At 58.8% G+C, this 27000-nt stretch carries 28 protein-coding genes; 23 read left to right on the forward strand and 5 right to left on the reverse strand.

From position 1 onward, the window contains the following. Positions 1-3 precede the first annotated feature (3 nt). From L0U81_RS30240 to L0U81_RS30295, 11 genes are all read left to right on the forward strand, one after another. A complete protein-coding gene (locus tag L0U81_RS30240) occupies positions 4-807 on the forward strand; it encodes a 2-keto-4-pentenoate hydratase (protein WP_233809335.1) in 804 nt (267 codons plus the stop codon). Between the two features lie 5 nt (positions 808-812). Next, positions 813-1742: an acetaldehyde dehydrogenase (acetylating) gene (locus L0U81_RS30245; RefSeq protein WP_233809337.1), complete on the forward strand. Its 930-nt coding sequence runs from the start codon at positions 813-815 to the stop codon at positions 1740-1742. An 11-nt stretch (positions 1743-1753) separates the two neighbouring features. Continuing rightward, complete coding sequence (gene dmpG / locus L0U81_RS30250; RefSeq protein ID WP_233809339.1) at positions 1754-2773, forward strand: 4-hydroxy-2-oxovalerate aldolase; 1020 nt, start codon at positions 1754-1756, stop codon at positions 2771-2773. Between the two features lie 141 nt (positions 2774-2914). Continuing rightward, positions 2915-3988 carry a porin gene (locus tag L0U81_RS30255; protein ID WP_233809341.1) on the forward strand — a complete coding sequence of 358 codons (1074 nt, stop codon included), beginning with the start codon at positions 2915-2917 and terminating at the stop codon, positions 3986-3988. A 69-nt stretch (positions 3989-4057) separates the two neighbouring features. Beyond that, a complete protein-coding gene (locus L0U81_RS30260) occupies positions 4058-5191 on the forward strand; it encodes an alcohol dehydrogenase catalytic domain-containing protein (RefSeq protein WP_233809343.1) in 1134 nt (377 codons plus the stop codon). Between the two features lie 12 nt (positions 5192-5203). Then, positions 5204-5737 (forward strand): cupin domain-containing protein, encoded by a 534-nt coding sequence (locus L0U81_RS30265; RefSeq protein WP_233809345.1) that lies wholly within the window; start codon positions 5204-5206, stop codon positions 5735-5737. 26 nt (positions 5738-5763) lie between these two features. Further along, positions 5764-6309 (forward strand): hemerythrin domain-containing protein, encoded by a 546-nt coding sequence (locus L0U81_RS30270; protein WP_233809347.1) that lies wholly within the window; start codon positions 5764-5766, stop codon positions 6307-6309. 27 nt (positions 6310-6336) lie between these two features. Beyond that, the gene (locus L0U81_RS30275) at positions 6337-7080 is read left to right on the forward strand and encodes an SDR family NAD(P)-dependent oxidoreductase (protein ID WP_233809349.1); all 744 of its coding nucleotides are present in this window, start codon (positions 6337-6339) and stop codon (positions 7078-7080) included. 78 nt (positions 7081-7158) lie between these two features. Beyond that, the gene (locus L0U81_RS33745; protein WP_326489883.1) at positions 7159-8694 is read left to right on the forward strand and encodes a methyl-accepting chemotaxis protein; all 1536 of its coding nucleotides are present in this window, start codon (positions 7159-7161) and stop codon (positions 8692-8694) included. Positions 8695-8702: 8 nt separating this feature from the next. After that, positions 8703-9569 carry an alpha/beta fold hydrolase gene (locus L0U81_RS30290; protein WP_233809351.1) on the forward strand — a complete coding sequence of 289 codons (867 nt, stop codon included), beginning with the start codon at positions 8703-8705 and terminating at the stop codon, positions 9567-9569. Between the two features lie 506 nt (positions 9570-10075). Next, positions 10076-12226: a D-(-)-3-hydroxybutyrate oligomer hydrolase gene (locus tag L0U81_RS30295; protein ID WP_233809353.1), complete on the forward strand. Its 2151-nt coding sequence runs from the start codon at positions 10076-10078 to the stop codon at positions 12224-12226. Positions 12227-12259: 33 nt separating this feature from the next. On the opposite strand, the gene L0U81_RS30300 is transcribed toward L0U81_RS30295, so the two are convergent. Continuing rightward, on the reverse strand, positions 12260-13567 hold the full coding sequence (locus tag L0U81_RS30300) for an MFS transporter (RefSeq protein ID WP_233809355.1): 1308 nt from the start codon (positions 13565-13567) through the stop codon (positions 12260-12262). A gap of 241 nt (positions 13568-13808) precedes the next feature. Here L0U81_RS30300 and L0U81_RS30305 point away from each other — a divergent pair, with 241 nt between their 5' ends. Further along, a complete protein-coding gene (locus L0U81_RS30305) occupies positions 13809-14096 on the forward strand; it encodes a hypothetical protein (protein WP_233809357.1) in 288 nt (95 codons plus the stop codon). Positions 14097-14336: 240 nt separating this feature from the next. Beyond that, positions 14337-14501 carry an FmdB family zinc ribbon protein gene (locus tag L0U81_RS30310; RefSeq protein WP_233809359.1) on the forward strand — a complete coding sequence of 55 codons (165 nt, stop codon included), beginning with the start codon at positions 14337-14339 and terminating at the stop codon, positions 14499-14501. Positions 14502-14753: 252 nt separating this feature from the next. On the opposite strand, the gene L0U81_RS30315 is transcribed toward L0U81_RS30310, so the two are convergent. Both L0U81_RS30315 and L0U81_RS30320 read right to left on the reverse strand, forming a co-directional pair. Further along, positions 14754-15971 (reverse strand): NAD(P)/FAD-dependent oxidoreductase, encoded by a 1218-nt coding sequence (locus L0U81_RS30315; protein ID WP_233809361.1) that lies wholly within the window; start codon positions 15969-15971, stop codon positions 14754-14756. Between the two features lie 206 nt (positions 15972-16177). Further along, the gene (locus tag L0U81_RS30320) at positions 16178-17029 is read right to left on the reverse strand and encodes an aldo/keto reductase (protein WP_233809363.1); all 852 of its coding nucleotides are present in this window, start codon (positions 17027-17029) and stop codon (positions 16178-16180) included. Positions 17030-17240: 211 nt separating this feature from the next. Between L0U81_RS30320 and L0U81_RS30325 the strand changes: the two genes are divergently transcribed. Then, positions 17241-18212: a LysR family transcriptional regulator gene (locus L0U81_RS30325; RefSeq protein ID WP_233809365.1), complete on the forward strand. Its 972-nt coding sequence runs from the start codon at positions 17241-17243 to the stop codon at positions 18210-18212. Between the two features lie 111 nt (positions 18213-18323). Here L0U81_RS30325 and L0U81_RS30330 read toward each other — a convergent pair whose 3' ends face one another. Further along, positions 18324-19217 carry a LysR family transcriptional regulator gene (locus L0U81_RS30330; protein WP_233809367.1) on the reverse strand — a complete coding sequence of 298 codons (894 nt, stop codon included), beginning with the start codon at positions 19215-19217 and terminating at the stop codon, positions 18324-18326. A gap of 136 nt (positions 19218-19353) precedes the next feature. Here L0U81_RS30330 and L0U81_RS30335 point away from each other — a divergent pair, with 136 nt between their 5' ends. The 6 genes from L0U81_RS30335 to L0U81_RS30360 all read left to right on the forward strand — a co-directional run bounded on the left by L0U81_RS30335 (position 19354) and on the right by L0U81_RS30360 (position 22796). Beyond that, complete coding sequence (locus L0U81_RS30335; protein WP_233810053.1) at positions 19354-19764, forward strand: (R)-mandelonitrile lyase; 411 nt, start codon at positions 19354-19356, stop codon at positions 19762-19764. 12 nt (positions 19765-19776) lie between these two features. After that, the gene (locus tag L0U81_RS30340) at positions 19777-20013 is read left to right on the forward strand and encodes a tautomerase family protein (RefSeq protein WP_233809369.1); all 237 of its coding nucleotides are present in this window, start codon (positions 19777-19779) and stop codon (positions 20011-20013) included. A gap of 118 nt (positions 20014-20131) precedes the next feature. Next, positions 20132-20869 (forward strand): SDR family oxidoreductase, encoded by a 738-nt coding sequence (locus tag L0U81_RS30345; protein WP_233809371.1) that lies wholly within the window; start codon positions 20132-20134, stop codon positions 20867-20869. A 231-nt stretch (positions 20870-21100) separates the two neighbouring features. Then, positions 21101-21760 carry a nitrile hydratase subunit alpha gene (gene nthA, locus L0U81_RS30350; protein ID WP_233809373.1) on the forward strand — a complete coding sequence of 220 codons (660 nt, stop codon included), beginning with the start codon at positions 21101-21103 and terminating at the stop codon, positions 21758-21760. Next, positions 21757-22431: a nitrile hydratase subunit beta gene (gene nthB / locus L0U81_RS30355; protein ID WP_233809375.1), complete on the forward strand. Its 675-nt coding sequence runs from the start codon at positions 21757-21759 to the stop codon at positions 22429-22431. The genes nthA and nthB overlap by 4 nt, the downstream gene beginning before the upstream one ends. Continuing rightward, positions 22428-22796 carry a nitrile hydratase accessory protein gene (locus tag L0U81_RS30360; RefSeq protein ID WP_233809377.1) on the forward strand — a complete coding sequence of 123 codons (369 nt, stop codon included), beginning with the start codon at positions 22428-22430 and terminating at the stop codon, positions 22794-22796. The genes nthB and L0U81_RS30360 overlap by 4 nt, the downstream gene beginning before the upstream one ends. A 156-nt stretch (positions 22797-22952) precedes the next feature. Here the strand turns inward: L0U81_RS30360 and L0U81_RS30365 are convergent, their stop codons facing one another. Continuing rightward, a complete protein-coding gene (locus L0U81_RS30365; RefSeq protein WP_233809379.1) occupies positions 22953-23963 on the reverse strand; it encodes a pentapeptide repeat-containing protein in 1011 nt (336 codons plus the stop codon). 548 nt (positions 23964-24511) lie between these two features. On the opposite strand from L0U81_RS30365, the gene L0U81_RS30370 reads away from it, so the two are divergent. The 3 genes from L0U81_RS30370 (at position 24512) to L0U81_RS30380 (ending at position 26980) form a co-directional block, all read left to right on the forward strand. After that, positions 24512-24913, forward strand: a complete 402-nt coding sequence (locus tag L0U81_RS30370) for a hypothetical protein (RefSeq protein WP_233809381.1) — start codon at positions 24512-24514, stop codon at positions 24911-24913. A 211-nt stretch (positions 24914-25124) separates the two neighbouring features. Beyond that, entirely contained in the window at positions 25125-25568 is a 444-nt protein-coding gene (locus L0U81_RS30375; RefSeq protein ID WP_233809383.1) for a hypothetical protein, read from the forward strand. Further along, complete coding sequence (locus L0U81_RS30380; RefSeq protein ID WP_233805282.1) at positions 25565-26980, forward strand: IS1182 family transposase; 1416 nt, start codon at positions 25565-25567, stop codon at positions 26978-26980. The genes L0U81_RS30375 and L0U81_RS30380 overlap by 4 nt, the downstream gene beginning before the upstream one ends. Positions 26981-27000 lie beyond the last annotated feature (20 nt).

Genomic DNA, 27000 nt, shown 5'->3' on the forward strand with positions numbered 1-27000 from the left:
TAGATGAATAAGCAAGCTATCGCGGAACGACTGCGGATTGCAGAAACTACCCGCCAAACTATCGCTCCGATACGCGCGGGAGTTACGGTCCCTGCGGTTCATCCGGAAATCGCGCTTGACGATATGGCAACGGCCTATGCGGTGCAGCAGATCAATGTTGAGGCGCGTGTCGCTCGCGGCGAACGCATTGTTGGCCGGAAGATTGGTCTGACCTCGCTGGCGGTACAGAAACAGTTGGGCGTCGATCAACCGGACTTCGGCGCACTGTTCGCGTCCATGGCGTACGGCGATAGTCAACCGATCTCGCTTTCGAAACTGATCCAGCCGAAAGTGGAGGCCGAAATCGCATTGGTGCTGAATCGCGATCTGACGCACGAGCGTCATACGTTTGCCGATCTGATCGGTGCGACGGACTACGCGGTGGCCGCCATCGAAGTCGTGGACAGTCGAATCCGAAATTGGGACATCAAGTTCGTGGATACGGTTGCCGACAACGCATCGAGTGCCGCATTCGTTTTGGGTTCGCGTCCGGTTGCACTCTCGCAACTCGATCTCACAGAGTGCGCGATGAGGCTCGAATCAGATGGGGAAGTGCTCTCCATAGGCAACGGCGCCGCGTGTCTGGGTAATCCGTTGAATGCCGCGGTATGGCTCGCAGATCGTATGGCTGCGCTGGGTGCGCCGCTGCGTGCAGGGGACGTGGTTCTTACCGGTGCGCTCGGACCCATGGTTGCAGTGACCAGGCCCGGCACCTACACGGCGGTAATCGAAGGGCTGGGGTCGGTCCGTGCAACATTCATCGAGTAACGAATATGGCAAAGAAACGCAAAGTAGCAATCATCGGGTCGGGTAACATCGGTACCGATCTGATGATCAAGATCATGCGCAACAGCCAGGTTCTGGAAATGGGCGCAATGGTCGGTATAGATCCGAAATCGGATGGTCTGGCTCGCGCGGCTCGCCTCGGTGTTGCGGTCACCCATGAGGGCGTTGAAGGCCTGACCCGTTTGCCTGTGTTCAAGGACATCGATTTCGTGTTCGATGCCACGTCGGCTGGCGCTCACGTGAAGAACGACGCATTCCTTCGCACGCTGAAGCCCGGCATCCGCATGATCGATCTGACACCCGCTGCAATCGGACCGTACTGCATTCCTGTCGTGAACGGTGAAGCGAATGCTGATGCACTAAACGTCAACATGGTGACGTGCGGTGGTCAGGCTACTATTCCGATGGTTGCGGCGGTCTCGCGCGTGGCCAAGGTCCACTACGGCGAAATCATCGCCTCGATCTCCAGCAAGTCGGCAGGTCCCGGTACCCGAGCCAACATTGACGAGTTCACGGAAACCACCTCGAAGGCAATCGAAGCCGTGGGCGGTGCATCGAAGGGCAAGGCCATCATTATTCTGAATCCGGCTGAGCCTCCGGTCATCATGCGTGACACGGTTTATACCCTGTCGGAACTCGCAGATCGCGATGCAGTTGAGGCCTCGATCGAAGAGATGGCCAAGGCCGTGAACGCCTACGTTCCGGGCTATCGTCTGAAGCAGAAGGTGCAGTTCGATGAAGTTCAGAACCTGAACATCCCCGGACTCGGCAAGTTGAGCGGTCTGAAGACCTCGATCTTCCTCGAAGTGGAAGGGGCCGCACACTACCTGCCCGCTTATGCAGGCAACCTCGACATCATGACCAGCGCCGGTATGCGTACCGCCGAGCGCATGGCTCAATCCATGATCGGCGCATAAGGGGACTGCAAATGACTCAGGCCAAGAAACTCTACATCTCGGACGTTACGCTGCGCGATGGTTCGCACGCGATTCGCCATCAGTATTCGATCCAGAACGTGCAGGACATCGCACGCGCACTGGATAAGGCGAAAGTCGATTCTATCGAAGTAGCACACGGTGACGGCCTGCAAGGTTCGAGCTTCAACTACGGCTTTGGCGCACACTCGGACCTGGAGTGGATCGAGGCAGTTGCTGACGTGGTGACGCATTCGAAGATCGCGACCTTGCTGCTGCCCGGCATCGGTACCATTCACGATCTGAAGGCCGCCTACAACGCGGGTGCGCGCGTGGTTCGTGTTGCTACCCACTGCACGGAAGCCGACGTTTCGAAGCAGCACATCGAATACGCTCGTGAACTCGGCATGGATACCGTGGGCTTTTTGATGATGAGCCATATGACCACGCCGGAAGCACTGGCTGGGCAGGCGAAGCTCATGGAAAGCTACGGCGCCACCACGATCTACGTCGTGGACTCTGGCGGTGCACTGTCGATGCAAGACGTCCGTGACCGTTTCCGTGCCGTGAAGGCGGTCCTCGATCCCGCAACGCAGACGGGTATGCATGCCCACCACAACCTGTCGCTGGGTGTCGCAAACTCCATCGTTGCAGTGGAAGAAGGCTGCGACCGTATCGACGCATCACTCGCCGGTATGGGCGCCGGGGCCGGCAATGCACCGTTGGAGGTATTCATCGCCGCAGCAGAACGCATGGGCTGGAATCACGGTACGGATCTGATGACATTGATGGATGCGGCTGATGACATCGTGCGCCCACTCCAGGATCGTCCGGTTCGCGTGGACCGTGAAACGCTGGCCCTGGGCTACGCAGGCGTGTATTCGTCGTTCCTGCGTCACTCAGAAGTCGCGGCGAAGAAGTATGGCCTGAACACCGTGGACATTCTGGTCGAACTGGGCAGGCGCCGTATGGTCGGTGGCCAGGAAGACATGATCGTTGACGTGGCTTTGGATCTGCTCAAAGCAAAAAAATAAGATTAGTGGCGGTTAGCCGTCACTCACGGAGGCGACTCCCTCCATTGCAGAGGGAGTCATATATCGCGGTCCCCAAGGACATAGCGAAAAACACAGTGCCCATAGAGTAGGTGGGTGCTGACAGGTGAGGAGAAGTCGGGAGTGAAGATCAAACAATGTGCACTGCTAATCGGTGCGATGGTGGCAGCCAACGCCAACGCACAATCCGTTCAGCTCTATGGTCTTATAGACTCGGGTGTGATGTACACGTCGAATGTCGGTGGCAAGAAACTGGTGTCCATCGACCCGGATAGTCAAGCACCTGATCTGTTCGGTTTGGTAGGCAGTGAAGATCTTGGTGGTGGCACCAAGGCGATCTTCAAGCTGGAAGGCCAGTTCAACATGAACAACGGCGCCATGATCAACGGTCTGTTCGGCCATACGGCATACGTTGGTGTTAAGGACGAAAAGTGGGGTACGCTGACGGCTGGCAATCAAATCGACTTTATGTTCGATTCACTGGTTGAAGATCGCTGGGGGCCCGCATTCCCCATTGTCAACGCAATGAACCTGCGCCAAAGTTCGTTCCAGGGCCTCAATAGCCCGCGCGGCGGTCCCGGCAACGGCTCGTTCGACTTCGACCGTCTCCTGGGTTCGGCAATCCCGAACTCCATCAAGTACACGAGCCAGACGTACAACGGCTTGTCCTTCGGTGGTCTGTACAGCTTCGGCGGCGTCGCAGGTAACGTCGGTACGAACTCGGCACAGAGCTTCGGCGTCAACTACCGTAATGGTGGCTTCTCGCTGAATGGCGCATACACGTATATCAAGTATCCGTCGCTGAACAACGGTAACGACGGTATTCGCAACTTCGGCGTTGGCGCTTCGTACATGTTGGGCGCTGCTGAATTCGCTGCGCTGTATACGAATACGGCGAACACGCAAAATAGCGCACGCATCGGTGTCTACGAAGCTGATGTGACGTATGCACTTTCCACTCCGCTGCACGCGCACCTCTCATATCAGTACCAGAAGGGCAACGACGTGCTGAACGAGCAGCACGTGAATCAGGAAACGCTTTCGCTGATCTATCTTCTGTCGAAGCGCACGAGCGTGTATTCCACGCTGGCGTTCCAACAATCGTCGGGTGGCCCGGCGTGGATCCTCATGGCTGCGGGTCCTGCTTCGGGTGGGCGTCAAACTGCATTCAGCCTCGGTCTGATTCATTCGTTCTGATCTGGAGCGGACACGTAGTGACGGTTCCTGGCGCACCGTGCGTCAGGAACATTTTAAGGAGACGTACGAATGAGCAACGAAGGCCGATACATGCGCGCGGCGCGCCTGCACGACAACACGTCGGGCAAGTTCAGCGTTGATACGATTCCGTATCCGACGCTCAAGCGCCCGACCGACGTCGTGATCAAGCTCAAAGCTTCTGGCATCGTTCCCAATCTGGGCAATGTGATCACCAACTACCGCTCGGAAAAGCCGTATCTGGCGCATGCGGCACTGCCCGCCATCTACGGTCTGGACGCAGCAGGTGTAGTGGCTGAGGTCGGTCCCGCAGTGACAGGCATCAAGGTCGGCGACCGCGTGTACATTAATCCGGGCCGTTCGTGCGGCTCGTGCCACGCCTGCCGCGTGGGCGAGCCCATCAACTGCGAAGCCTATGCATTCCAGGGCTACTTCGGCTTCGGACCGAAGTCGCAGTTCCTGTATGAAGAATACCCGTACGGGGGCCTCAGCGAATACGCAACGGCGCCCGCAGACGGTCTGGTGAAGCTCGGTGACAAGGTTTCGTTCGAAGTCGGCGCGCGTATGGGCTATCTGGGCACGGCCTATTCGGGTCTGCGCAAGGCACAAGTCGCGGCCGGTAAGTCGGTGATGATCATCGGCGGCACGGGTACGCTGGGCCTGTGCGCCACGCTGATCGCACGTGCAATGGGCGCAACGAAGATCCTGGTCGTGGCTCGCAACGAAGAAACGCTGGCCCAGGTCAAGGCAATCGATCCGGCTCGTATCCTGACGTACTCGGTCGCCAACGGTTCGTCGGGTATGGCTGCATGGGCCAAAGAGCAGACGGACGGTGTGGGTGTCGATTCGGTGGTGGACGCTATCGCTCCGGGCCCGAACATGCAAGTCACCAAAGACGCATTCGGTGCTCTGCGTCGCGGCGGCAAGCTCGTGGAAATCGGTGCCCAGATCAACGAAGTGCCGGTAAACATGCACGAAATGATGTGCTCGGCGCTGTCGGTGATCGGCTCGCTCTGGTTCACGGTTGGCGAAGGCCAGGATCTGGTTGCGATGATCGAAGCAGGTACGCTCGATGTGTCGTCGTTCAAGAACCACACCTACACGCTCGATCAAGCAAATGAAGCGCTGGAAGACGCAGCAAAGCGCGTCACGGGCTTCGTCAACGTCGTCGTTGTTCAAAACTAAGAGGTATACAAAATGGTGCGTCGCGTTGTGACTGGCCAAATCAATGGCAAGTCCGTTGTCCTGAGCGATTCCGAAGAATCGGGCCATGCTTTCGCAGCCGTTCCCGGTTTCAAGACCACGCAGATTTGGGCAACGAGTCCCGAAACCGTGCTCCCGCATTCGGCAGGGGACCCCGTTGCCGCCGCAGCCACGGTGATGCCGGCGCTGAATGGCACGCGTCTGATGACCGTGCAGTTCCCACCTGATGCCGTGACGGCTGATCCTGCGTTCGACGGCGCTGCCGCTGGCGCCGAGTATGCGGCCATCCTGCCGGGTCTGGCCGAATGCTTTGAACCCGATGGCTCGGGCTTTCATATCACCGACTCGGTTGACTACGATATCGTCCTTAGCGGCGAACTCTGTCTGGAACTCGATGATGGAGAAACTCGTGTTCTGAAAACCGGCGATATCGTGGTTCAGAACGGTACGCGTCATGCATGGCGTAACAGGAGCAATGCACCTGCCGTGATGGCTTCGATTCTGATTGGAGCGCAACGGAAGGCCTAACCAGGAACCGAAGTGAGGAATTGAAAATGAACGCTCAACAGACTAATCACAATGACCATCATGCACACCATGCACAGCGAACGACCAAACACGTCGAAAAGCTGGAATGGAGCGATGCTCTGCTACTCGGGCACGGTCCTATGGATGATGAACATCGTGAGTTCGTTCAGGTTGTCACTGCATTGCGCAATAGTACGGCGCACACCGCTTTGGCTGCTCTCGATGCAGTGGAAAAGCATTTGATTTCTCACTTCGATCTTGAACACGCGTGGATGGACAAAACGGGTTTTCCTGAAGTCTATTCCAAGTGCCATCGAGATCAGCACGACGAAGTTCTTGGTTCGGTATTTCAGGTGCATCAGCTGGCGGCTATCGGTCAGATTGGGCTGGGCGCCGTGCATAGACTTGCACAATCGCTGATGGACTGGTTTCCGGGCCACGCGGACTATATGGACTCGTCCTTGTCCGCGTGGATCAACGGTAAAACGCATGGCGGTCAAGCTGTGGTATTGCGGCGCAATCTGATGCACGAGGATCGGGTGCCTGTCGAATCACAGGCAGAGGCCGCATAACTACCCGTGACAAAAAAGGAGAAAAAGATGCTGATGAAAGGGAAGGTTGGTCTGGTGACCGGTGGCGGTTCTGGAATGGGTAGGGCCGCTGCACTGGAACTCGCCAAGGAAGGGGCCACGGTTGTTCTGGCCGGTCGTGACGAAGACAAGCTGGTTTCGGTCCAAAAAGAAATCGAAACCCTGGGTGGCGAGGCGACAATCTTCCAGGCCGACGTTTCGAAGCGAGAAGACAATAATGCGCTTGTTGAATTCGTGGAAAAAACGTTCGGTCGTCTCGATTTCGCATTCAACAACGCAGGCGGGCACGGGGATTTCAAACCCATTCACGAAACGCCAATCGATGAAGCGGAATGGGTGATCGATCTGAATTTCAAGGGCGTGTATTACGGCGTCAAGTATCAGGTTGAAGCCATGCTGCGCTCGGGCGGGGGCTCCATCGTCAATAACGCCTCGATCTTTGGATTGCGCGGTATGGATGGCATTGCTCACTACGTGGCGGCCAAACACGCGGTGGTGGGGCTGACCCGTGCAGTCGCCAAGGAATACGCGGGCCACAAGATTCGCGTGAATGCCGTGTGTCCGGGAGCCACCGAGACGCCGAATTACATGCGCAGCACTGGCGGCGATGTCCATCTGTTGGATGGAATGATTCCGATGCGCCGAATCGGCCAGCCCGACGAGGTCGCTAGTGCTGTGATATGGCTACTGTCGGATCAATCTCGATACGTGACGGGAACGACCCTGAGCGTTGACGGTGGCATGACGATCTGACGTTGCAGGACCGGGTTTTGCGGAGCTGGGGCGGCGAAAATACGCTTGTGTATATCGTATCAATCGGGGAATTGAACTTTGAAAAGCCTCACTATCAAGACGCGACTGATCGCCGTCATGTCTGCATTGAGTGTGCTGCTGCTAGCCGGGGGCCTGATGGGGCTCTGGAGCGTAAGTAGAGTCAACGATTCACTACGCGAAGTCTACGAAGCGAGGCTGGTTTCCATTCAGCGTATCGATTTGATGAACACGGCGCTGAATCGTCTGCGATTCACCATTGCGTCATCGGCGCTGGATACGAAGCAGGCGTATATCGACGCCAAGCTTCAGAGCTTCAAGAGCGATATGAAAATCGGGGATCAAGCCTGGGCGGACTACACGAAGAACCTGACTCCTGAAGAAAAAGCAGAGACTGATGCTTTCGTGCCGGTATTCGGAAAGTTCGTTGTTGGAGTGGTACAGCCGGCAATGGCGGCTATGGCAGCCCACGACATCTCAGCTATTGACGATATCTCACGAGGGCCGTTAGAAGCTCTTTATGAGCCGGTACAAGACGGACTGGACCGGATGGTGACTCTGGAGGGCGAACTGGCTAAACGCGAGTACGAGCGTTCGCAGCAAAACTACCAGATCGTGCGAGTACTCTGTATTGTCGGCGTGCTGACCGGCGGACTGATGGCATTCGGATTTTCCGTCTGGTTGATTCGCGCGATTTCCACTCCGCTCAATACGGCGGTGCAGGTCGCGCAGAACGTGAAGAGCGGGAATCTGACTCAACGAATCGACACGCGTTCTACGGATGAGACGGGACGAGTTCTGGCCGCTTTGGCCGACATGAGCCAGAGTCTGAGTCGTATCGTGAGCGATGTGCGAAATTCCTCGGAGTCGATCAAGAACGCATCGGTTCAAATTGCGCAGGGCAATCAGGAGTTGAGTTCCCGCACGGAGTCGCAGGCAGCGTCGCTGGAAGAAACTGCGGCATCAGTTGAACAACTGAGTTCAACTGTGCGCCTCAATGCTCAAAACGCGATCCAGGCGGATACGTTGGCCCGAAACGCCTCTGAAGTGGCGGCCCGTGGCGGCCAGGCAGTGACCCGTGTTGTCGAAACCATGCAGGACATCAATCGCAGCGCTAATTCGATTTCAGACATCATCGGTACGATTGAAGGTATCGCCTTCCAGACCAATATCCTGGCGCTGAACGCTGCGGTTGAGGCTGCGCGAGCTGGGGAGGAAGGTCGTGGATTTGCCGTGGTTGCAGGTGAGGTTCGTTCGCTCGCTCAACGTTCGGCCGGCGCTGCAAAGGAGATCAAAGACCTGATCGATGATTCGGTTACCAAAGTCGGTGCCGGTACTCGGCTGGTCGATGAAGCAGGGACAACCATGAAGGAGGTGGTGCAAAGCATCACCCGGGTCGCGGACATCATGGGGGAAATCAGTGCTGCGAGTCAGGAGCAGGCTCAGGGCATCGAGCAGATCAGCCAAGCCGTGACCCAGATGGATCAGCAGGTGCAGAGCAACGCAGCAATGGTTGAACAGGCATCGGCTGCGGCGCAGCAACTGCGAGACGAATCGGCTCAACTGTCGCGGACAGTAGCCACTTTCAACGTTTGAGAACACATATGAGTTCGCTTTTCAATGAAGTGCAGACCAGCCATGAGGTGGCGGTCGAGGTCGAGGGCACCAGCTACAAGGTGCATTACAACGACATTGGGCACAGCAAGGATCCCGTGGTGGTAATGCTCCACGGTTCGGGCCCCGGTGCCACCGGCTGGGCCAACTACTATCGAAACATTGACGCGTTTGCTGGTGCTGGATACCGCCTTCTGCTGATCAATATGCCGGGCTTCGGCAAGAGCGATCCGGTCGTCATCGACCGAGGCTCCCGTTCCGAATTCAACGGTCAGGTCGTTCGCGCTGTTCTGGATCAAATCCAGGTCGATAAGGTAAGCGTTGTCGGCAATTCGATGGGTGCCCACTCGGCTACGGCGTTTGCTTTGAAGAACCCGGAGCGGGTCAACCGTCTGGTCTATATGGGCGGCGGTACCGCTGGGCCCTCGATGTTCGTTCCGCAGCCGGCCGAAGGGATCAAGCTCCTGAACTTCGTGTACAGGGAACCCACGCTCGAAAACGTCAAGCGCATGATGAATGTGTTCGTCTACGATGCGTCGGCCCTGACCGACGATCTGCTGCAACAGAGGGTGGACAACATGCAGGCCAGCAAGCACCACCTGGATAACTGGGTGAAGAGCATGGCCGCGAATCCGAAGCAATTCTCGGACTATCAAACGCAACTCCACGAGATCAAGGCACCTGCACTGATCGTCTGGGGTCGGGAGGATCGCTTCCTTCCCTACGACATGGGCCTCCGTCTGATGGCGGGTCTCCCCAATGCCGAATTCCACATGTTCAACCGCTGTGGTCATTGGGTGCAGTGGGAACACGTGGACAAGTTCAATCGCATGGTGTTGGACTTCCTGTCCAACTAAACGTCGCCTATGTGGACGCCTCCCGATTCGGTGCTGAGTCCGAGCTCGTTCGGGAGGCGCGTCTCCAGCGACGCAATATCTTCGCTGATGCGGGAAGCTGACGTTCGGCTGCTCGATGCCACCACCGTCAGCAATCCGCCGCGACATTGCTGACATAGAACGCAGACTGTCCCAGTGTCGGCAGTGGCACCGATGATCTGCCAATCGGGTCAGTCGGCGTACGGCCACTTTCATCCAAAACGCGACGCTGTGGCCTCGACACGAGGGCCCGCAGCAACGCATCAGACTTGGCCCCCCGGTCGCCACCGGGATATGCCGCGATCCGCACAGGCTGGACATTGACCACGTCCTTGCCGCAACAACACCCGTCATCTCCGGGTGATCTCTGCTGGAATCTCGGCCCCGATTGTCCTAATGTCCACGATGCTGTGATTCATCGACGCACAGCGATTCTCAAAGTGCGATGTGCATCTCTTCTTATTTGAACAACAAAGAAGGAGACACAAATGACAGACTTCCCGATCGCGAGCCGAACCAGAACCAGAACGGCACAACTTCGTACCGCGACAGCATTAGTAATAGCAACGATATGCGCGACACTCGTATGCGCCGCGCATGCCACGGATCACGACAACGACGACGACGGCGAGTTGAATACGCTGCCATCGTTCGTCGTACCAGGCAGTCTCTCAACCACCACCTACGACGGCGTCAGCGACGATCTGCTAACAGCCGGCCTTGGAAAAACCGGACTCGCGAGCCTTGCGGCGCCCGCCGTTGCGAACGCCGCGAGCCCAACGGCAGCGGAATTGCGCAGACTTGCGATCTGGTCGAACTACCGCGCGCTCGTCGACATAACCCCGGCCGGCGGCTACGGTCGCTTCTGGGGGCCCAACGTCGATCTGGACGGAAACGACACCCTTGGCGAAGGAAAAATCGCCGGCACGGAATATCTGGCCTATGCCGACGACGGCAGTGGCCGGCAAAACGTCAGCCTTCTCGTCCAGGTGCCGGCAACCTTCAACCCGGCGAATCCGTGCATCGTCACGGCGACGTCGTCGGGCTCGCGCGGTGTCTACGGCGCCATTTCGGCGGCCGGCGAATGGGGCCTCAAGCGCGGCTGCGCGGTCGCCTATACCGACAAGGGCAGCGGCAACGGCGCGCACGAACTGATGAGCGGCCTCGTCACGCTGATCGATGGCCGCCTCGCTAACGCCGCCACCGCCGGGCCAGCCAGTCTCTTCACCGCCCACGTGCCCGCCACCATCCTGAGCACGTACAACCAGAATTTTCCGAACCGCTATGCGTTCAAGCACGCGCATTCGCAACAGAATCCGGAGCAGGACTGGGGCAAGGACACCCTGGAAGCCATCCAGTTTGCGTACTGGGTGCTGAACCAGCAGTTCACGCCGCTCGTCGAGTCGTCGCATCACCGCGTGCACTACCGGCCCGGCAGCATCACCACCATCGCGGCATCCGTGAGTAACGGCGGCGGCGCGTCGCTTGCGACCGCCGAACAGGACACGAAAGGGTGGATCACGGCGGTGGTGGTCGGCGAGCCGCAGATCAACGTCCGGATGCCAGTCAATGCGCAGGTGATAGAGGGCGGGCAGCGTATCGCCGCGGCCGGCAAACCGCTGGCGGACTACATGACGCTCGCAAATCTGCTCCAACCGTGCGCCGCGCTCGCGGACGCGGCCGCCGGCGCTCCGTATCTGACCGCGCTGCCGTTCGCGACGACCAGCGCGATCCGCCAGGCCCGCTGCGCGTCGCTGGCGGCGGCCGGATATGTACATGGCAGCGACACGCAAACGCAGGCCAACGACGCCCTCGCACAGCTGCATCAGGCCGGCTATGAAGCGGATTCGGACCTGCTGCATGCGCCGATGTGGGATTCGCAAGCGGTGCCGGCGGTCGCCGTCACGTACGCGAACGCGTACGCGAGGGCGAGCGTCGCCGACAATCTGTGCGGCTTCAGCTTCGGCACGACGAACCCGGCGACGGGTGCAGCGGGCTTTGCGCCCGCGGTTTCGCCGATGCCGACCATCTTCGGCCTCGGCAACGGTGTGCCGCCAACCAACGGCATCAGCCTCGTCTACAACGTGACGCCGTCGGGAGGCGCGGACCATCGGCTCGCGACAGCCGACGCGAGCTTCGCCGGCGCGGTATGTGCGCGCGCGTTGTGGACCGGCAAAAACCCGCGCGTACTGGCGAGCGTCGATGCGATCCGTGTGAATGCGATCCTGCATGGCAAGCCCACGATCATCGTCCAGGGCCGCAGCGATGCGTTGGTGCCGATCAATCACGCTTCCCGTGCGTATCTTGCCGCGAACAGCGTGCGGGAAGGCTCGCGAAGCCAGTTGTCGCTTTACGAGGTGACGAACGGACAGCATTTCGACGCGTTTCTAGGTTTCCCCGGCTTCGACACCCGCTTCGTGCCGGTCCACTATTACAACCTCCAGGCGCTCAACCTGATGTGGAGCCACCTGAAGAACGGCACGCCGCTGCCGCCGTCGCAGGTGATTCGCACGACACCGCGCGGTGGCACTCCGGGTTTGGCGCCGACGTTGAACGTATCGAACCTGCCGCCCATCGTTGCGAACCCTGGCAGCAATGCGATCAGTGCGGACCATGGGGTCGTGAGCGTGCCGCATTAAGTGGATTATGCGATTCGGGGTCCGGCGTCTGGTTCAGGTTTCGAGGCGCCGTTCCTTGAAAAGCATCACCGCACAGAAGCTCACCACACACGCCGGCGCCACATACCAGGCTGCGGACATGGGGTCGCCGGTCCGTTTGATCAAACCTGTCACGATGAATTGAGCGGTAGCGCCGAACAAGGCGACGTTCAGCGCATGCGAAACGGCCATGCCGCTGGCGCGTACCCGCGCTGGAAGCGCTTCGAGCACAAGCAGGGTGACCGCGCCAGCACCGAGCGCGACCATGGTGCTAACGAGCCCGACGCCGCACAGGATGGGCAGCGCGCTGGTCGCATGGGTAATCACCACAAAGGCCGGATAGATCAGAAGCGCCGTGCATCCGGAGGCAAGCAGGGCCAGTGGCTTGCGACGCCGCAGACTGTCCAGGAGACGCCCTGCCAGCGGGGGAATGCTGACCAGCAGCAGCGCAGACAACGCGGAAGCCAGAAATCCGATGACGGCGGGCAGGTGCATCACGCGAGTCGCATAGCTTGGCATGAAATAGACGATCGCGTAGACCGGTACCGTCTGCCCCATCATCATCAGCATGGCCAGCAGGATCGTCGTCCCGTGTTCGCGACGCAGTTCGGTGAGCGGGGTGGCGGGAATACTGGCGGTGGTGGTGAGAATCGGATCATCGCGAAGCCGGTGGCGAACGTAGAGGCCGACTGGCGCGATGAGCAGACCGATCAGGAAGGGGATCCGCCAACCCCACGAAGCCACAGCTGCCGGTGACATCGTGCTGGTGATCAGCAGGCCCAACGTTGCACCCAGCAACGCGGCCGCGCCTTGACTGGCTAGCTGCCAACTGAGCAGATAGCCACGGCGCGACGCGGGCCCTGTCTCCAGCACGAAGGTCGCGGTGACTCCGATGTCGCCACCAAGGGCAAAGCCCTGCAACGATCGACCGGCAATGACAAGCAGCGGCGCAAGCACTCCTATGCTGGCGAATGACGGGCACAGGGCGAGCGCGGCGGTTCCCAGAGCCATCATCCAGCTGGTCCTCGTCATCGCTGCGCGGCGTCCTACGCGGTCCGCGTAAGCGCCGATGATCACCGCGCCAACGGGGCGCATGAAAAAACCGACGCCGAATGTGCCGACGGCCCACAGCAGTGAAGTCATCGAATCGTTCGCCGGGAAGAACTGGTCTCCGATCATCACCGCGAAAAAACCGAAAACGGTGAAATCGAACATTTCGAGCCCGGTCACAAGCGATGCCGCAACGACGGCTTTGACAAGTTCACGGGGATTTTCCTGATTGCCCGAAGGCGGGTCGTACGTCGCGAATAGAGGCGTGAACATTCTTTTATAGGGCGGTCAGTATTGGCGCATGAGTTTCACGTTGAAAATCCATCCTCGCTACGCGAGGCGTTGCACGATACCACGTGCGCTCCTTCGCTGATCGGCTGCGCATGGCTCGAGACAGCTGCTCTGAGGGCGGGACAGTATCCCTTCCCAACTCGGCCAGGGCGGAGTAGGGTTCCCTTTGTTCTACGCGACCGCCAAAGTTTGCTAACCAGACACCTCGACTCTGGAGAAACTCATGACAGATATCGCACTTGCACGCAAAGATGCTTGTCTCGCAACCGTTCGTGCGGTCTTGTCGGACTTGATTGACGACGTCAACCTAATCAAAGCGGCTCTACGTGTTGCGGATTATCTGGTAGATGATATTGAAGGCAAGATCACCGAGACCGACGCTGTATTACTTGCCGTCACCGCACTAACTAAAGTCAATCGCGCGATTCGTGACTGGAACGACGTGGACGGCAACTCGGTGGACGCGATGAGAGTCGCAGACTTTATCATCGATGAACAAATGCACGGGTAGGACCGCGCAACCGATCCCCATGAAGCGACTTCGTCCGCGGCAAGAATCGAGGCGCCAGCGGACGCGGTGGTCCGGCCAATGGGATCACCGGCGCGGCCCGTTAGTTAACTACTGAGGCGGGATACCGCTGTTGCCTGTACCGCATACGACGAGTGCTGCACTAGAATGGGTTATTGCCGACGTCGTCGACAGACGGTATCTGGCCAGCACGACGTGCAGGATTCTCGTTGGAGGAATGCCATGCCGACTTACCAGTACAGGTGCGAGAAGTGCGGTGAGACGTTCGAACATGCCGAGCATCTTGCTGAACATGCAACCGCTCATCCACCTTGTCCGAAGTGCGGAAGCGAGAAAGTTCAGCACATACCCACGCCATTCGTGGCGAAAACTTCCAGAAAGAGCTGAAAACTGTCTGATCAAGCGAAGGCAAAATCCAGCCAGGCGCGGTCTCCCGGCATTTAAGCTCCCAGTTAGTCGAGTTCGGCCGTTATCCGCCGAAAATCTGCGTCCGGCAGCGTGATGCGCTCGTCGGTTGTAGATGCTGCTCCCTATTGCCGCACGGTCTCATTGCGAGCGCCAGGCTCTTCGCAAACGACTTCAAATCCTTGGCGCGAAGAATGGGGGTGGTAACGACGGTACTTGACTGATCCATCGCTCTCACCTTGCACCGTAGAAATGACGGTACTGCCACGCGGCCTGCCTGATCAACTCGTCGTCCGGCCACGGGCCGATTCCAAATCGACCTGGCGATAGAGGCGTCAGATCGATAGGGGGTGCACCATCGACGATCCACGCGGCGAGCATTTCCCCCAGTGCCGGGGCGATGGAGAGTCCAACCACATTGCAGCCGCTCGCGAAGTAAAACCCCCGAACGGCCGGCGTAGGGCCGACGATGTGCTGGCCATCGGCCGTCATCGTTGGAAGCCCGCCACGATGCTCGCGGATTCCTGTGTTCAGAAGGACGGGAAGCTGGGCCTCGACATCCCGGGCGTAGCGCCAGAGAACGTCGGCATCGAGCGACAGATCCTTTACGTCGAACCTGGCGTCGAAGCTATTCATGTCGAAGAATCTCGGATGTTCCTCGTAGACTCCCCAGAGAAATCCGCCGTCACATGGTCTCATATACACCGCGGCATCCATGATTCGGACCATCGGCAATTCGGCTCGGGCATCGGGAACTGGCTCGGTGACGAACAATTGTTGCGCCGTCGTGACAAGAGGAACTCGAATTCCGCTGGCTTCGGCCACTTGTCTCGTCCAGGCGCCGGCTGCATCGACAACGACTGGGGCTCGTATGCGGCCGCACGTGGTGTCGACTCCGGCCACCTCGCCGTCCGCGATCAGGACGCGCGTCACCGCGGTGTTCGACAGTAGCACTGCCCCGTTTTCCTGCGCTGCACGAGCGAAGCCGACGGCCAGTTGAGCGGGATTGAAATACATGTCGTCGCCGATGCGAATCACCGCAGCGACTCCCGTTGTTTGAAGAAACGGGTTGAGCCGGTGGGCCGCGTCGAGCGAGAGTTCCTCTACGTCCAGGCCGTGGCGCCGGCCGCGCAGGATGTCTTCCTGGATGACCTCGGCATCCACTGGTCGCCGCGCTACCTTGAGGCTGCCCGAGTGCACCCAATCAAGGGGCTGACCCGTGTCCTCGGAGAATTGCCTGATCCTGTCAGCCGCCAGCTTGATCAGGTCGATCATCAAGTCGCTCTTGCGCAGGCAACTGACCATCCCAGCCGCTCGCGGTGAGGTCTGTGAGGCGATTTCGAGCCGCTCGATCACCGCGACCCGGCGAGCACCTCTCTTCGCGACGTGGAAGGCTGTCGCTGCTCCTAGCCCGCCGGAGCCAATGACGATCACATCTGCGGATTCGATCATCGATGATTGTCCCACGCCAAACTGTCTATCACGCCGACTGAGTTCTCAGGCAAAGGAGGCTTGACACATGATAGACCTCGGATCGAAGGAGGAGGCGGCCGCGAATGAGCGGCCGATATCGCCGAACGAATGCGGAGCATGCGCCCCACCGCCCTCGGCTATGACGCGATCTGCCTGACCTGTCGGACGGTCACGCTGATTGCGCGTCAAAGGCCGAGTTTTCGTTCGCTCATCCACTTCACGATCGCTGGATCGCGATGCGAGAAGAAGCTGCTTTTCCCAGTTTCCAGTGTTGCGACGGCCTGCATGTCTGCCTCGGACAGTTCGAAGTCGAAGACAGCCAGGTTTTCCAGCATGCGCTCCTTCCGCACGGACTTCGCCAGTGCGACGATGCCACGCTGAACCAGCCATCGCAGCACGACTTGCCCCACGGTCTTGCCGTAACGTTGCGCAATCGCCACCAGTTGCTCGTTCCCGAACAGGTTGTTCCGCCCTTCGGCGAAGGGCGCCCAAGCCTCTGGCTGAACGCCGAGTTCGCGCATGAACTCGACGCTTTCAGCCTGCTGATGGAAGGGATTGACATCGATCTGGTTGACGGCTGGCTTCACGTCGTTGAACGCCGCAATGTCCATGAGACGATCCGGCTGGAAATTGCTCAGGCCGATCGCGCGCAGCTTGCCGGCGCGATGCGCCTCCTCCATCGCTCGCCACGCGCCGTGAACGTCCGAGAACGGTTGATGGATCAGGAACAGATCGAGGTAGTCCAGGCCGAGGCGCGTCAGTGACTTGTCGATGGCCACCCGCGCACGCTCATAGCCAGCATCCTCAACCCAGAGCTTGCTGGTGACGAAAAGCTGGTCACGCGGTATCCCGCAACGCTTGAGTCCACGGCCGACGGCCTCCTCATTCTTGTAGGACGCAGCGGTGTCGATCAGGCGGTAGCCCGCCTGTACCGCGTCCACGACGCAGCGTTCACATTCCGCCTCGTCGGCGATCTGGAAGACACCGTAGCCAAGGATCGGCATCTCCATTCCATTGTTCAGGGTCACGTGTTGCATGGTCAATCCTTGCTGGTGAGAGTCGATGACGGCATGAGGTCTGCTGAAGACACGCCGCGTACATGACAAGGGCAATCGCCCGAAGCTTGTAACTTTATGCGCCTCAGTTTCAAGTGAATAGTCGATTTCGTCTTGCACCAGTATCAATTTCTGGTTGATACTGGATGGTCTGTGCTACGGTTCCGTGCGCGCTTGAGCAGAAGAGTTCACCATGCCCATCAACGACTTCAAGGCCATCGCGACGTTTGCCAAAGCCGTGGAACTCGGCAGCATCCGACAGGCTGCGCTGGCCCAGGGCGTCACGCCCCAGGCTGCCAGTCAGGCCATTGCGCAGCTGGAACAGCATCTTGGAGTCCGCCTGTTGCATCGGACGACGCGCAGTCTCGCCCTTACCGAGGAAGGCCAACGGTTCCTGGAGAACACACAGCCCGCCTTGGCAGCGCTGGACAGGGCTCTAGCCTTGGCGCGAGAGTCCAAGGATGAGATTGCGGGGCCGCTGCGGATCGTCGGGCCGAAATCGTCGTTCGCCGCCATCCTCATGCCGCTGCTCGACGAATTCTGCCGGGAGCACCCCGGTATCCAGCCGGATGTCCAGCTCGATGACGGTATCGGCAACTGGGTGCTGGATCGCGTCGATGTCGGCTTCCGGATCGGGGTGTCGCCCAGCGAGGGCGTAATCGGTCGACAACTTTTCCCGATCCAGATGATCGTGTGCGCGGCGCCCAGCTACCTGAAAGCGTACGGAACGCCATCGACACTCGATGAACTCGCGGCGCATCGCTGCAGCGTGTTCCGGCATTCGGCCACGGGCAAGGTGGCGCCCTGGTACTTGTCCGTGGATGGCAAGCTCGAACATCGGCAGATGTCCCCAGCGTTCGCGACGAACGACGCGGAACTGGAGCTGCAAGCCGTGCTCGCAGGGCAAGTCATAGGTCAGCTCGCGAGCTTCTCGGCGGCGCCCCACATCCGGGCGGGACGACTAGAGCCAATTCTCGTGCAGCATATGAGCGCGCACATCGGTTTGCACGTGTACTACGGGAGCCGAGCAGCTCAGCCCAAGCGGGTACGAGCGTTCCTGGACCTCGCCCTCGCTCGCCTGCATCACTGCGGCGACTACGTGCTCGCTGACAAAGAACTAGCTCAGTTTGGGTCGCGAACGCGGCGGTCCAGCCGCGTTCGCTAGTGCCGCTGGACTATCAGGAACGAATCCCGCGCTCTCAAGTTCACAAGGGCGCGCATAAAAATAGCGGCAGCGCTGTGGAAGACGGCGAGTAGCTCGGGCGCAGTTCGGCCGTCAACTGCGGTATCGCAGTGCCTCGACAATCAAGGCAAACGCGGGCGATGTTTGCCGACGACTCGCATAGTAAAGATGGTACCCCGGCACAGTTGGGCACCAGTCTTCAAGCACGCTGGCCAGACGGCCAGCGGCGATATGCGGTTCTGCGAGATCGTACGGCACGTAGGCAAGTCCGTACCCCTCCACCGCAGCCTCAAGCATTTGAGGCGTCGTGTTGCAGATGAATTGGCCATCTACGTTCACGTGCAACGTTTCGCGTCTCTTTGTGAATTCCCATGCATACAGGCCGCCACGCGTCGGGAGTCGAAGATTGATGCAGCTGTGGGCGGCCAGATCACGCGGCTTCACCGGATGTCCATGCGACGCCAGATAGTGCGGCGAACCGACGACAGCCATCTTGAAATCCGAACCAATACGCACGGCAATCATGTCCTGCGCGATGAGGTCGCCGCTTCGCACGCCAGCGTCGAATCGTTCGGCAACGATGTCGACCATGCCGTAGTTGATGTTGATTTCGACCGAGACGTCGGGATAACTGCGCAGCACCTCTTTAAGCTTTGGCCAGAGGATCGTATCCGCTGCGTGATCGTGGGCCGAAATCCTGATCAGCCCCGCCGGCTTGTCCCTCAACGAGCTCAACGACTCCAGTTCAGCGTCGATCCGTTCGAAGGACGGCCTGACGTTTGCTAACAAACGCTCACCCGCTTCGGTCGACGAAACGCCGCGTGTCGTCCGGGTCAGCAGGCGGAGCCCCAATTTTTCTTCCAGGCCACGCATCGAATGGCTCAAGGCGGATTGCGATACGCCCAGCTGTGCGGCTGCGCGGGTAAAGCTTCGCTCGCGGGCGACGACGAAAAACGCTCGCAAGACGTTGAGATCAACGTTCGGCATTATGAATTCGACTCATATCACTTAGCGAAGTCTAGCAGCTACCGGAGGAACCAAGCGGGCAGTAAAGTTCGGTCAATCGCACCGAGGCGCATAAGGTTGCCACGGGCGAACCTCTGAACAGGAGCAGTAAATGGAAATCGAAGTCAAACGTTGCGGCAGCGTTGCCTCGGTCAAAGGACCCGCAGACTGGTTCACTGGCACCGTCCGTATAGACGGGCTGTTTCAGCCGAATGACACGGCTCGCGCCTCGGGCGGTAGCGTGACATTCGAGCCGGGTGCGCGTACGGCCTGGCACGAGCATCCACTCGGCCAGACACTGATCGTGATGGCCGGCAGTGGCTACGTGCAGTGCTGGGGCGGACCGCTCGAAATCATCCGGCCGGGCGACGTCGTGTGGATTCCGGCAGGCGTGAAGCACTGGCACGGCGCATCGGCGGAAACCTTCATGACGCATATCGCGATCCAGGAGGCGCTTGATGGCAAGGCGGTCGACTGGCTCGAGCACGTTGCCGATGACCAGTATCCGGCCTCCGTCGCCGCGCGCTAACGGGAGACATCAATGCCGCACATAATCGTGAAGATGTGGCCCGGCAAATCGGAACAGCAGAAGCGGCAGCTTTCCGATGAAATCACGAAGGCTGTGACCCAAATTCTCGGATATGGCAACGAGTCGGTCTCCGTCGGCATCGAGGTCGTGCAGCCGTCAGCCTGGGTCAAGGATGTCTATAACCCGGACATCCGCGACAAGTGGGACACGTTGTATCAGAAGCCAGGTTACGACCCATCGCAACTCTGAAATGGGTCGGCCCGCGTTCCGCTTTGAGCGCCCAGCGTCGGATACTGGCACGCAACTTGAAGAGGTCTCCGGTTGCTGGGGTCAACCATGCACATCGATTTCAAACTGAGGACTCGCCATGACGGACAACATCAAGGACAAGGTTGTCGTAATCACAGGTGCCAGCAGTGGCCTCGGCGAAACAGCCGCCAGGCACCTCTCAGCGCTGGGCGCCAAAGTGGTCCTGGGTGCCAGACGCACCGACAGACTGCAAAACCTTGCGCGCGAAATCGGCGCGGGTAACGACGCGGTCGTCGAAACCGACGTTACACGTCGGGAAGATCTGAAGCGGCTCGTAGACCATGCCGTAAAGCTGCATGGTCGGGTTGACGTACTGCTTAACAACGCAGGGCTGATGCCCAGTTCCATGCTGGAAAAGCTTCACGTTGACGAGTGGGACCGCATGATCGATGTAAACATCAAGGGAGTGCTGTACGGTATCGCCGCTGCCCTGCCGTACATGATCCAGCAAAAGAGTGGGCACATCATCAATGTGTCATCGGTTGCGGGCCACAAGGTCGGTCCGGGCGGTACGGTGTACGCGGCGACGAAGCACGCTGTACGTGTCATCTCCGAAGGTTTGCGGCAGGAGGTCAAGCCGTACAACATTCGAACGACCATCATCTCGCCCGGGGCGGTCGCGACGGAACTGACACAGACGATCACCGACCCGGACGTCGCGGCAGGCATGTCTGCCGTCTACCAGCAAGCTATTCCGGCTGATTCGTTCGCCAGCGTAGTGATTTTCGCAATGAGCCAGCCAGAGTACGTCGACATCAACGAAGTGTTGTTCCGTCCGACCAGCCAGATGTACTAAGCAGCACGACCGCGCTACTCCAGGTCGGTTACCCCCACGCGCGGAGTTGTTCGCGGGAAAGCTCGCCGTGTTGGCTATGTGATGTCGAGTTTTTTTCGCGCGTTCGAGTGAGTATTGGCAATCGGATTCGGAGCCGCGGCTGCATTCACCACAACCGATACCTGGCAGCTTGAATTTGCGTCTGCAGCAAACCATACTGAATCGGTTCGGCATGCTTCCCGGCAAATTCCAATGAGCCACGACAACACGCATGGTGCACGGCAGACCGATGATGACCACGACGAAGGCAGCGCGTTGTCGGAACTGGATTTGCGCGTGCGCGCGTTGGAATCCCTACTGATAGAAAAGGGATATGTCGAAGCGGCTGCGCTCGACATCCTGATCGAGACCTACGAGAGCAAGGTCGGTCCGCATAACGGTGCTCGCGTCATCGCTCGGGCTTGGTGCGATCCCGGGTACAGACAATGGCTTCTGTCTGACGCCACTGCGGCCATAGCGTCCCTCGGCTACATGGGCAGGCAGGGTGAGCACATGGTGGCCCTGGAAAATACGCCGGGCGTGCACAACATGGTGGTTTGCACGCTTTGCTCATGCTATCCGTGGCCCGTCCTGGGGTTGCCGCCGGTCTGGTACAAATCGGCCCCCTATCGGTCGCGGGCGGTTATCGATCCGCGCGGTGTATTGAGGGAATTCGGCGTCGAGTTGGCTGCCGACATCGAGGTTCAGGTATGGGACTCGACTTCCGAGGTGCGTTATCTGGTTTTGCCGATGCGTCCGCCCGGTACGGAGGGCATGAGCGAGGATGCACTCGCCCAGCTCGTCACGCGCGATTCGATGATTGGCACGGGGTGGCCCAGGGCGCCCGGCGAGCGCAAGGAAGTTGACGAATGAACGGCGCACAGGATCTCGGCGGCATGCAGGCGTTCGGCCCGGTTCAGCCAGAGCCCGATGCCCCGCCGTTTCACGCAGGCTGGGAACGTCGGGTCCACGCCCTGACGTTGGCGATGGGCGCCACGGGCAAGTGGAACATCGACATGTCCCGCGCCGCTCGCGAAAGCCTGCCGCCCGCGCAATATCTCGCGAGCACCTACTACGAGAAATGGTTCGAAGGCCTCAAGAAGTTGCTGATCGAGACGGGACTTGCCACTGCTGAAGAAATCGAAAGGGGCAAGCCGTTGACAGCGGCAGCCCCTGTCCCGCGCGTTTTAACGGCCGACAAAGTCGTCGCGGCGCTGGCGCGAGGCAATCCGGTTGACCGTCCAGCGCTCAGTGAAGCGCGCTTTGCGGTCGGCGACATGGTACGCACCCGCCTGATGAATCCCCTCACGCACACTCGGCTGCCGCGTTATTGTCGAGGCAAGCTAGGCCAGGTTGTTGTACGGCATGGCGTGCACGTTTTTCCCGATACAAACGCGAGTGGCGAGGGCGAGCAACCGCAATGGCTCTATACCGTGCGCTTCGAGGCGCTTGAACTGTGGGGCCCGGATACAACGGCATCATCGGTCTGCGTCGACTGTTGGGAACCGTATCTCGAGGCCGCGAGCGTGGGCAGCCGGACATGACCCGAACGAAGACGCCGCCGAGAGACGAATTCACGGCCGTGCCGGCCATTCCTCGCGACAGCCCCGGCCCCGTTTTTGGCTCGCCATGGCAAGCCGCGGCATTCGCCATGACGCTTGCACTGCATGAACGAGGGCTCTTCACGTGGTCAGAGTGGGTGGCGCATTTAAGCAGCGCGATCCGGGACGCGCAGGCAGTTCGCGATCCGGACCGCGGGGACACTTACTATGAGTGCTGGCTGAGTGCACTGGAACGCATCGTCACGGAAAAGGGGTATCTGACAGTTGATGCGTTGCTGCAACGTCGGGAAGCATGGAACGAAGCCGCGCGGCGAACGCCTCACGGCAAGCCGATTGAGCTACGATGATTGTGTCCGAAGCGCGCACCTTCGCTCGGAAGATTTCACGCCTGGGTAGCCACATTTCGGTCGTCGGGGCTTGGACGGGATTGCATCGACAACCAACTTTCGGGTTCGGCCCGACTACCTGCCAGATCGAGTTCCGGCTAATACAGTTCATAACGGTTATGGCCGCCGAGGTATGGCCGACCAAGGCTTTCCGCAATCTCTGTCCGCTAGATCTTTTAAATCTGGCGGCAACATCGTATGGCAAAGATGCGCGCGATCGAGTGCTTCACTGAGAAGTCCTTTCGTTTCTGTAAGATTTGCACTTTCCAAATTCGCATTTGGAAACTTAGTCCCCTCCAAATTGGCGGCCCGCAGGTAAGCCCCTTGCAAATTCGTGGAGAGAAACATTGCATTCTTAAGATTGGCAGCCGGCAGCATTGCATGTCTTAAATTCGCGACGCCGAAGTAGGTTCCCTCGAGAAGCGCCCGTTGGAGCCCCGCACCTTCAAGATTCGCACCGCCTAAAATTGCGCGGCTGAAATTTGAGTCGTGCAGATTGGCTCTAAAAAGATTTATTCCGACAAAATATGCATCTGGCGCTTCGAGGCCACCCAGGTTGACATTTTGACGTGCCAGGCTTTCTAAGGCTTCTATTCTTCCGCCGTTGATTCTTTGCCCATTTGCCGAGATAATTAATTGCCACGCTTGAAAACGAGATTGCTCCACTTGCGCCTCAGCTTGTGCTGCCCGTTCTGGAATCGTCCATAAATAATGTGCAATCGCAGCGACAACCGCTAAAGCGGCTCCCCCTTTAATCGCCTTGCTAAAACCCTTTCTAATGCATGTTTGTAAAAGGAGCCATCTTTGTTTTCCTGGCAAAATCTTCCACCAACTTAGCCACACTCCAGGGATTCGTTTCCAACTACCAGCCTGTGGAAAAGGCGGGAATGGTGTGTCGTGACGCAGCTCGTAAAGCGCCCTATAGTCGTCAACCGGGATCTTTAAATTGTTTGCGGCCTGCTGCAATGTATATTCGTGATAGAACCGATTCGGCCCGTCGTAAACTGACTCGAAGCTTTCGCGTATGCGCTTGATCGGCTCAGCCTCCTGATCATCCGAAAGTGGAGATTTAAGAACCCCACCCACTGAAGACGGATCGAACTGTTGACCGTTCGTGTCGTCGCCCATGTTGATCTCCTTTTCCTGGTGGGTGCCGTCTTCAAGAAAAATATATAGAGGTCGTTAGACCATCGGCACATTCCGAGAGCACACATAGAGTCTTTGCTCTATTGGTGTTCTCTGAGATGTATAGAAGGAGATGTCGCCCGTTGCTAGGGAGATTTTTCGTCGCTTGCGCTAACTGTCGGGCAGACATTGACGTGCTATGGCAGAGCCGCGCCAGGTGCTTCGGGGCGATGCGGAAGGCTGCTGTACCTGGAAACTCGCGCCACTGGTCGCAAGACACCGACCGGCCGCTCCGGGCACCGACTTCACCCGCGTGCTCTCGTTCACTTTCCAACGGCGTGGTGCCACGCCGACAGTCACGGTGGCCAGAAGGTGTTGCATCCGCCGCGGTGTAGTATTCCACCGTGGATAAATTACCGTTGGGCTCGGACGCGAGCACGTTCTCCGCATCTGTTTAAGTCTCGGTAGGAGACAGAAGCGAGCCTCACAACAGCTCTGACGAAGCGTCGAGTGGCGGTGTACGTGACCGCGGCGTCGATGGGGAATTCCTCATGTCAAATGAGTGGAAGCGCCGCGCGAGGATGTTTGTCCAGCGTTTCTGGCAACCCACCAGCGCATGCATGACCTGCATGCCGGGGAGTTGGGGCAACGTCATGAGCCTTGTGCACTGGACGATTGCTCTGCGGACAGGACTGTTCACCGGACTTCTTGCTGTACTTTTGACCTTTACGCCGGTTTCGAAGCTCTACGGACATCGCTATGGTAATGCCCTGGTCGTCGGGTGCCTGACAACGTTGGGCGACGCTTACTCACACCCGAGTCACTACCGAATCCCCGTGATCGAGCACGTCGCGACGGGTGTTGTTTCGGGTTTGTTCGCGCTGGCAGCCTCGTATCTCCTTGAAGACCGCGCGCGGCGTGTTCGGGCCGCATGGGCACGCATTTTCCGGTAGCCGTTCCGTTGACTATCTCTTCCGTTCTGGTCGCGCAGAATGTAGTGTCCGCGTTGTGGTGGCGACGCCGGGCGGGCCAGTTTCGGCCGCTCGATCGATTGCTCGGGATCGTCGACAAGTGCGATCAACGACGCAGATTCAGTAGCTGGAGCAAAGGTGACCCAATCAAAAGCACAGCTATACATCCTGCGATACACCACAAGAATAGAACATGAATCTTGGTGGCAAATCTGGACCGTTGAAGCACGCCCGGATTCCGGCGCACGATGCGATTGATGAGCATGCCGCTAAGCCCGGTCAGCAGGGCAAAAATCACAATTCCAGCGGTTCTATGGCTAGCAAGCGAGATCAGGACGCCGAGGGCTCCCACGGCCTGCAAAACGTAAAGGCCGAACCCCGTCATTCTTTGACCAGTCGTCATCTGGTTTTCCTTTTTTGTAGATTGATTCGTATTGCGGCTTGTTCAGATATCGGCTGCCACCACCCATTCCTTTATCCCGTCCGTAGAAATTTCCGTGAAAGCGGCCCACTGAGTCATTTAATTCGCATCCAGCGAATGTCCGCTGTCAAGGTGGATTGTGTTGAAAAAGTCGCCCGGCATGCGGATTGTTGGGTATCCTGGAAGCCATCGATCGACGGGAGTGATTCGTCATGATGGGTCAACTGGGCAGCGGACAGGACAAACTCTTCTACTCGTTCAACCTCGATAGTCACGTCCCTCGCGAGCACCTGTTGAGAGGCATCGATCACTTTCTTGATCTGCGTGATCTACGCCAGCATCTTGCGCCGTTCTACAGTCCCATGGGACGGCCATCGATTGATCCGGAGCTCATGATCCGCATGTTGATTGTGGGCTACTGTTTCGGCATCCGGTCCGAGCGCAGGCTATGCGAAGAAGTGCATCTGAATCTGGCGTATCGATGGTTCTGCCGCCTGGGCCTGGAGGACGCCGTACCCGAACACTCGACATTCTCCAAGAACCGCCACGGTCGCTTCCGCGATAGCGATGTGCTGCGCCATGTGTTCGAGTCGGTACTGGGTCGGTGCATGTCCGAAGGGCTCGTAAAGGGTGAAGGATTCGCGATTGACGCGAGCATCATCAGAGCCGACGCGAGTTCTGTACGCGGTGTTCCGGGTTCTGAACCCATCGACTGGGGTTGTGTCAAGGGCCAAAGCCGTGCCGTGCGGGAGTATCTGGAAGCGTTGGAAGAAGCGAATCCAGCAGGCACCGAAGCGGCGGAGATGACAGAGTCATCGACGCCTCCAAAGAGGATATCCCTGACGGATCCCGCTGCGAGCTGGACAGCCGCCAAGGGTGGCTTGCCGTTCTTCGCCTACTCGACCAATTATCTGATTGACCTGCAAGCAGGGATCATCGTTGACGTCGAGGCGACGCCCGCGAACCGTTCCCACGAAGTGGAATCAACCAGGACGATGATTGATCGCGTTGAGCAGCGGCGCGATCTCAAACCTCGACGTCTTGCAGGCGACACCGCGTATGGCTCAGCAGCGATGCTTGCCTGGATGATCGAAGAGAAGGAAATTGCACCACATGTTCCGGTCTGGGATAAAACGACGCGCAAGGACAATACATTGTCCAGCAGCGAGTTCCGATGGGATGAACTCGCTAATGAATATCGCTGTCCTACCGGGCACGCACTACGCAGTGATCGGCGCAAATTCAGGAATCCGCGCTCGCGCATCACGAAGGCAGACACGATCATCTATCGGGCAAGCCCGCTCGACTGCGGGAGCTGTTCGATGAAGGAGCGCTGCTGCCCGAATACACCATTCCGCAAGATTGCCCGCAGCATCCATGAAGCTGCACGCGACGAGGCCAGGCGTATTGCGAAGACGCCTGAATACAAGCGATCTTGCCGTGAGCGAAAGAAGGTGGAAATGCTCTTTGCGCATCTCAAACGCATCCTGAAACTGGACCGTTTGCGACTGCGAGGTCCAAGCGGTGCTCATGATGAGTTCCTGATGGCAGCGACTGCGCAAAACCTGCGAAGAATGGCCAAGCGGTTCATGCCTGGAAGCAAGCAGATGAACCAGACCGTTGCATGACGAGCAACGGGGGACCGTTG

This window comes from Paraburkholderia sp. HP33-1, assembly GCF_021390595.1.
Lineage (GTDB): Bacteria > Pseudomonadota > Gammaproteobacteria > Burkholderiales > Burkholderiaceae > Paraburkholderia.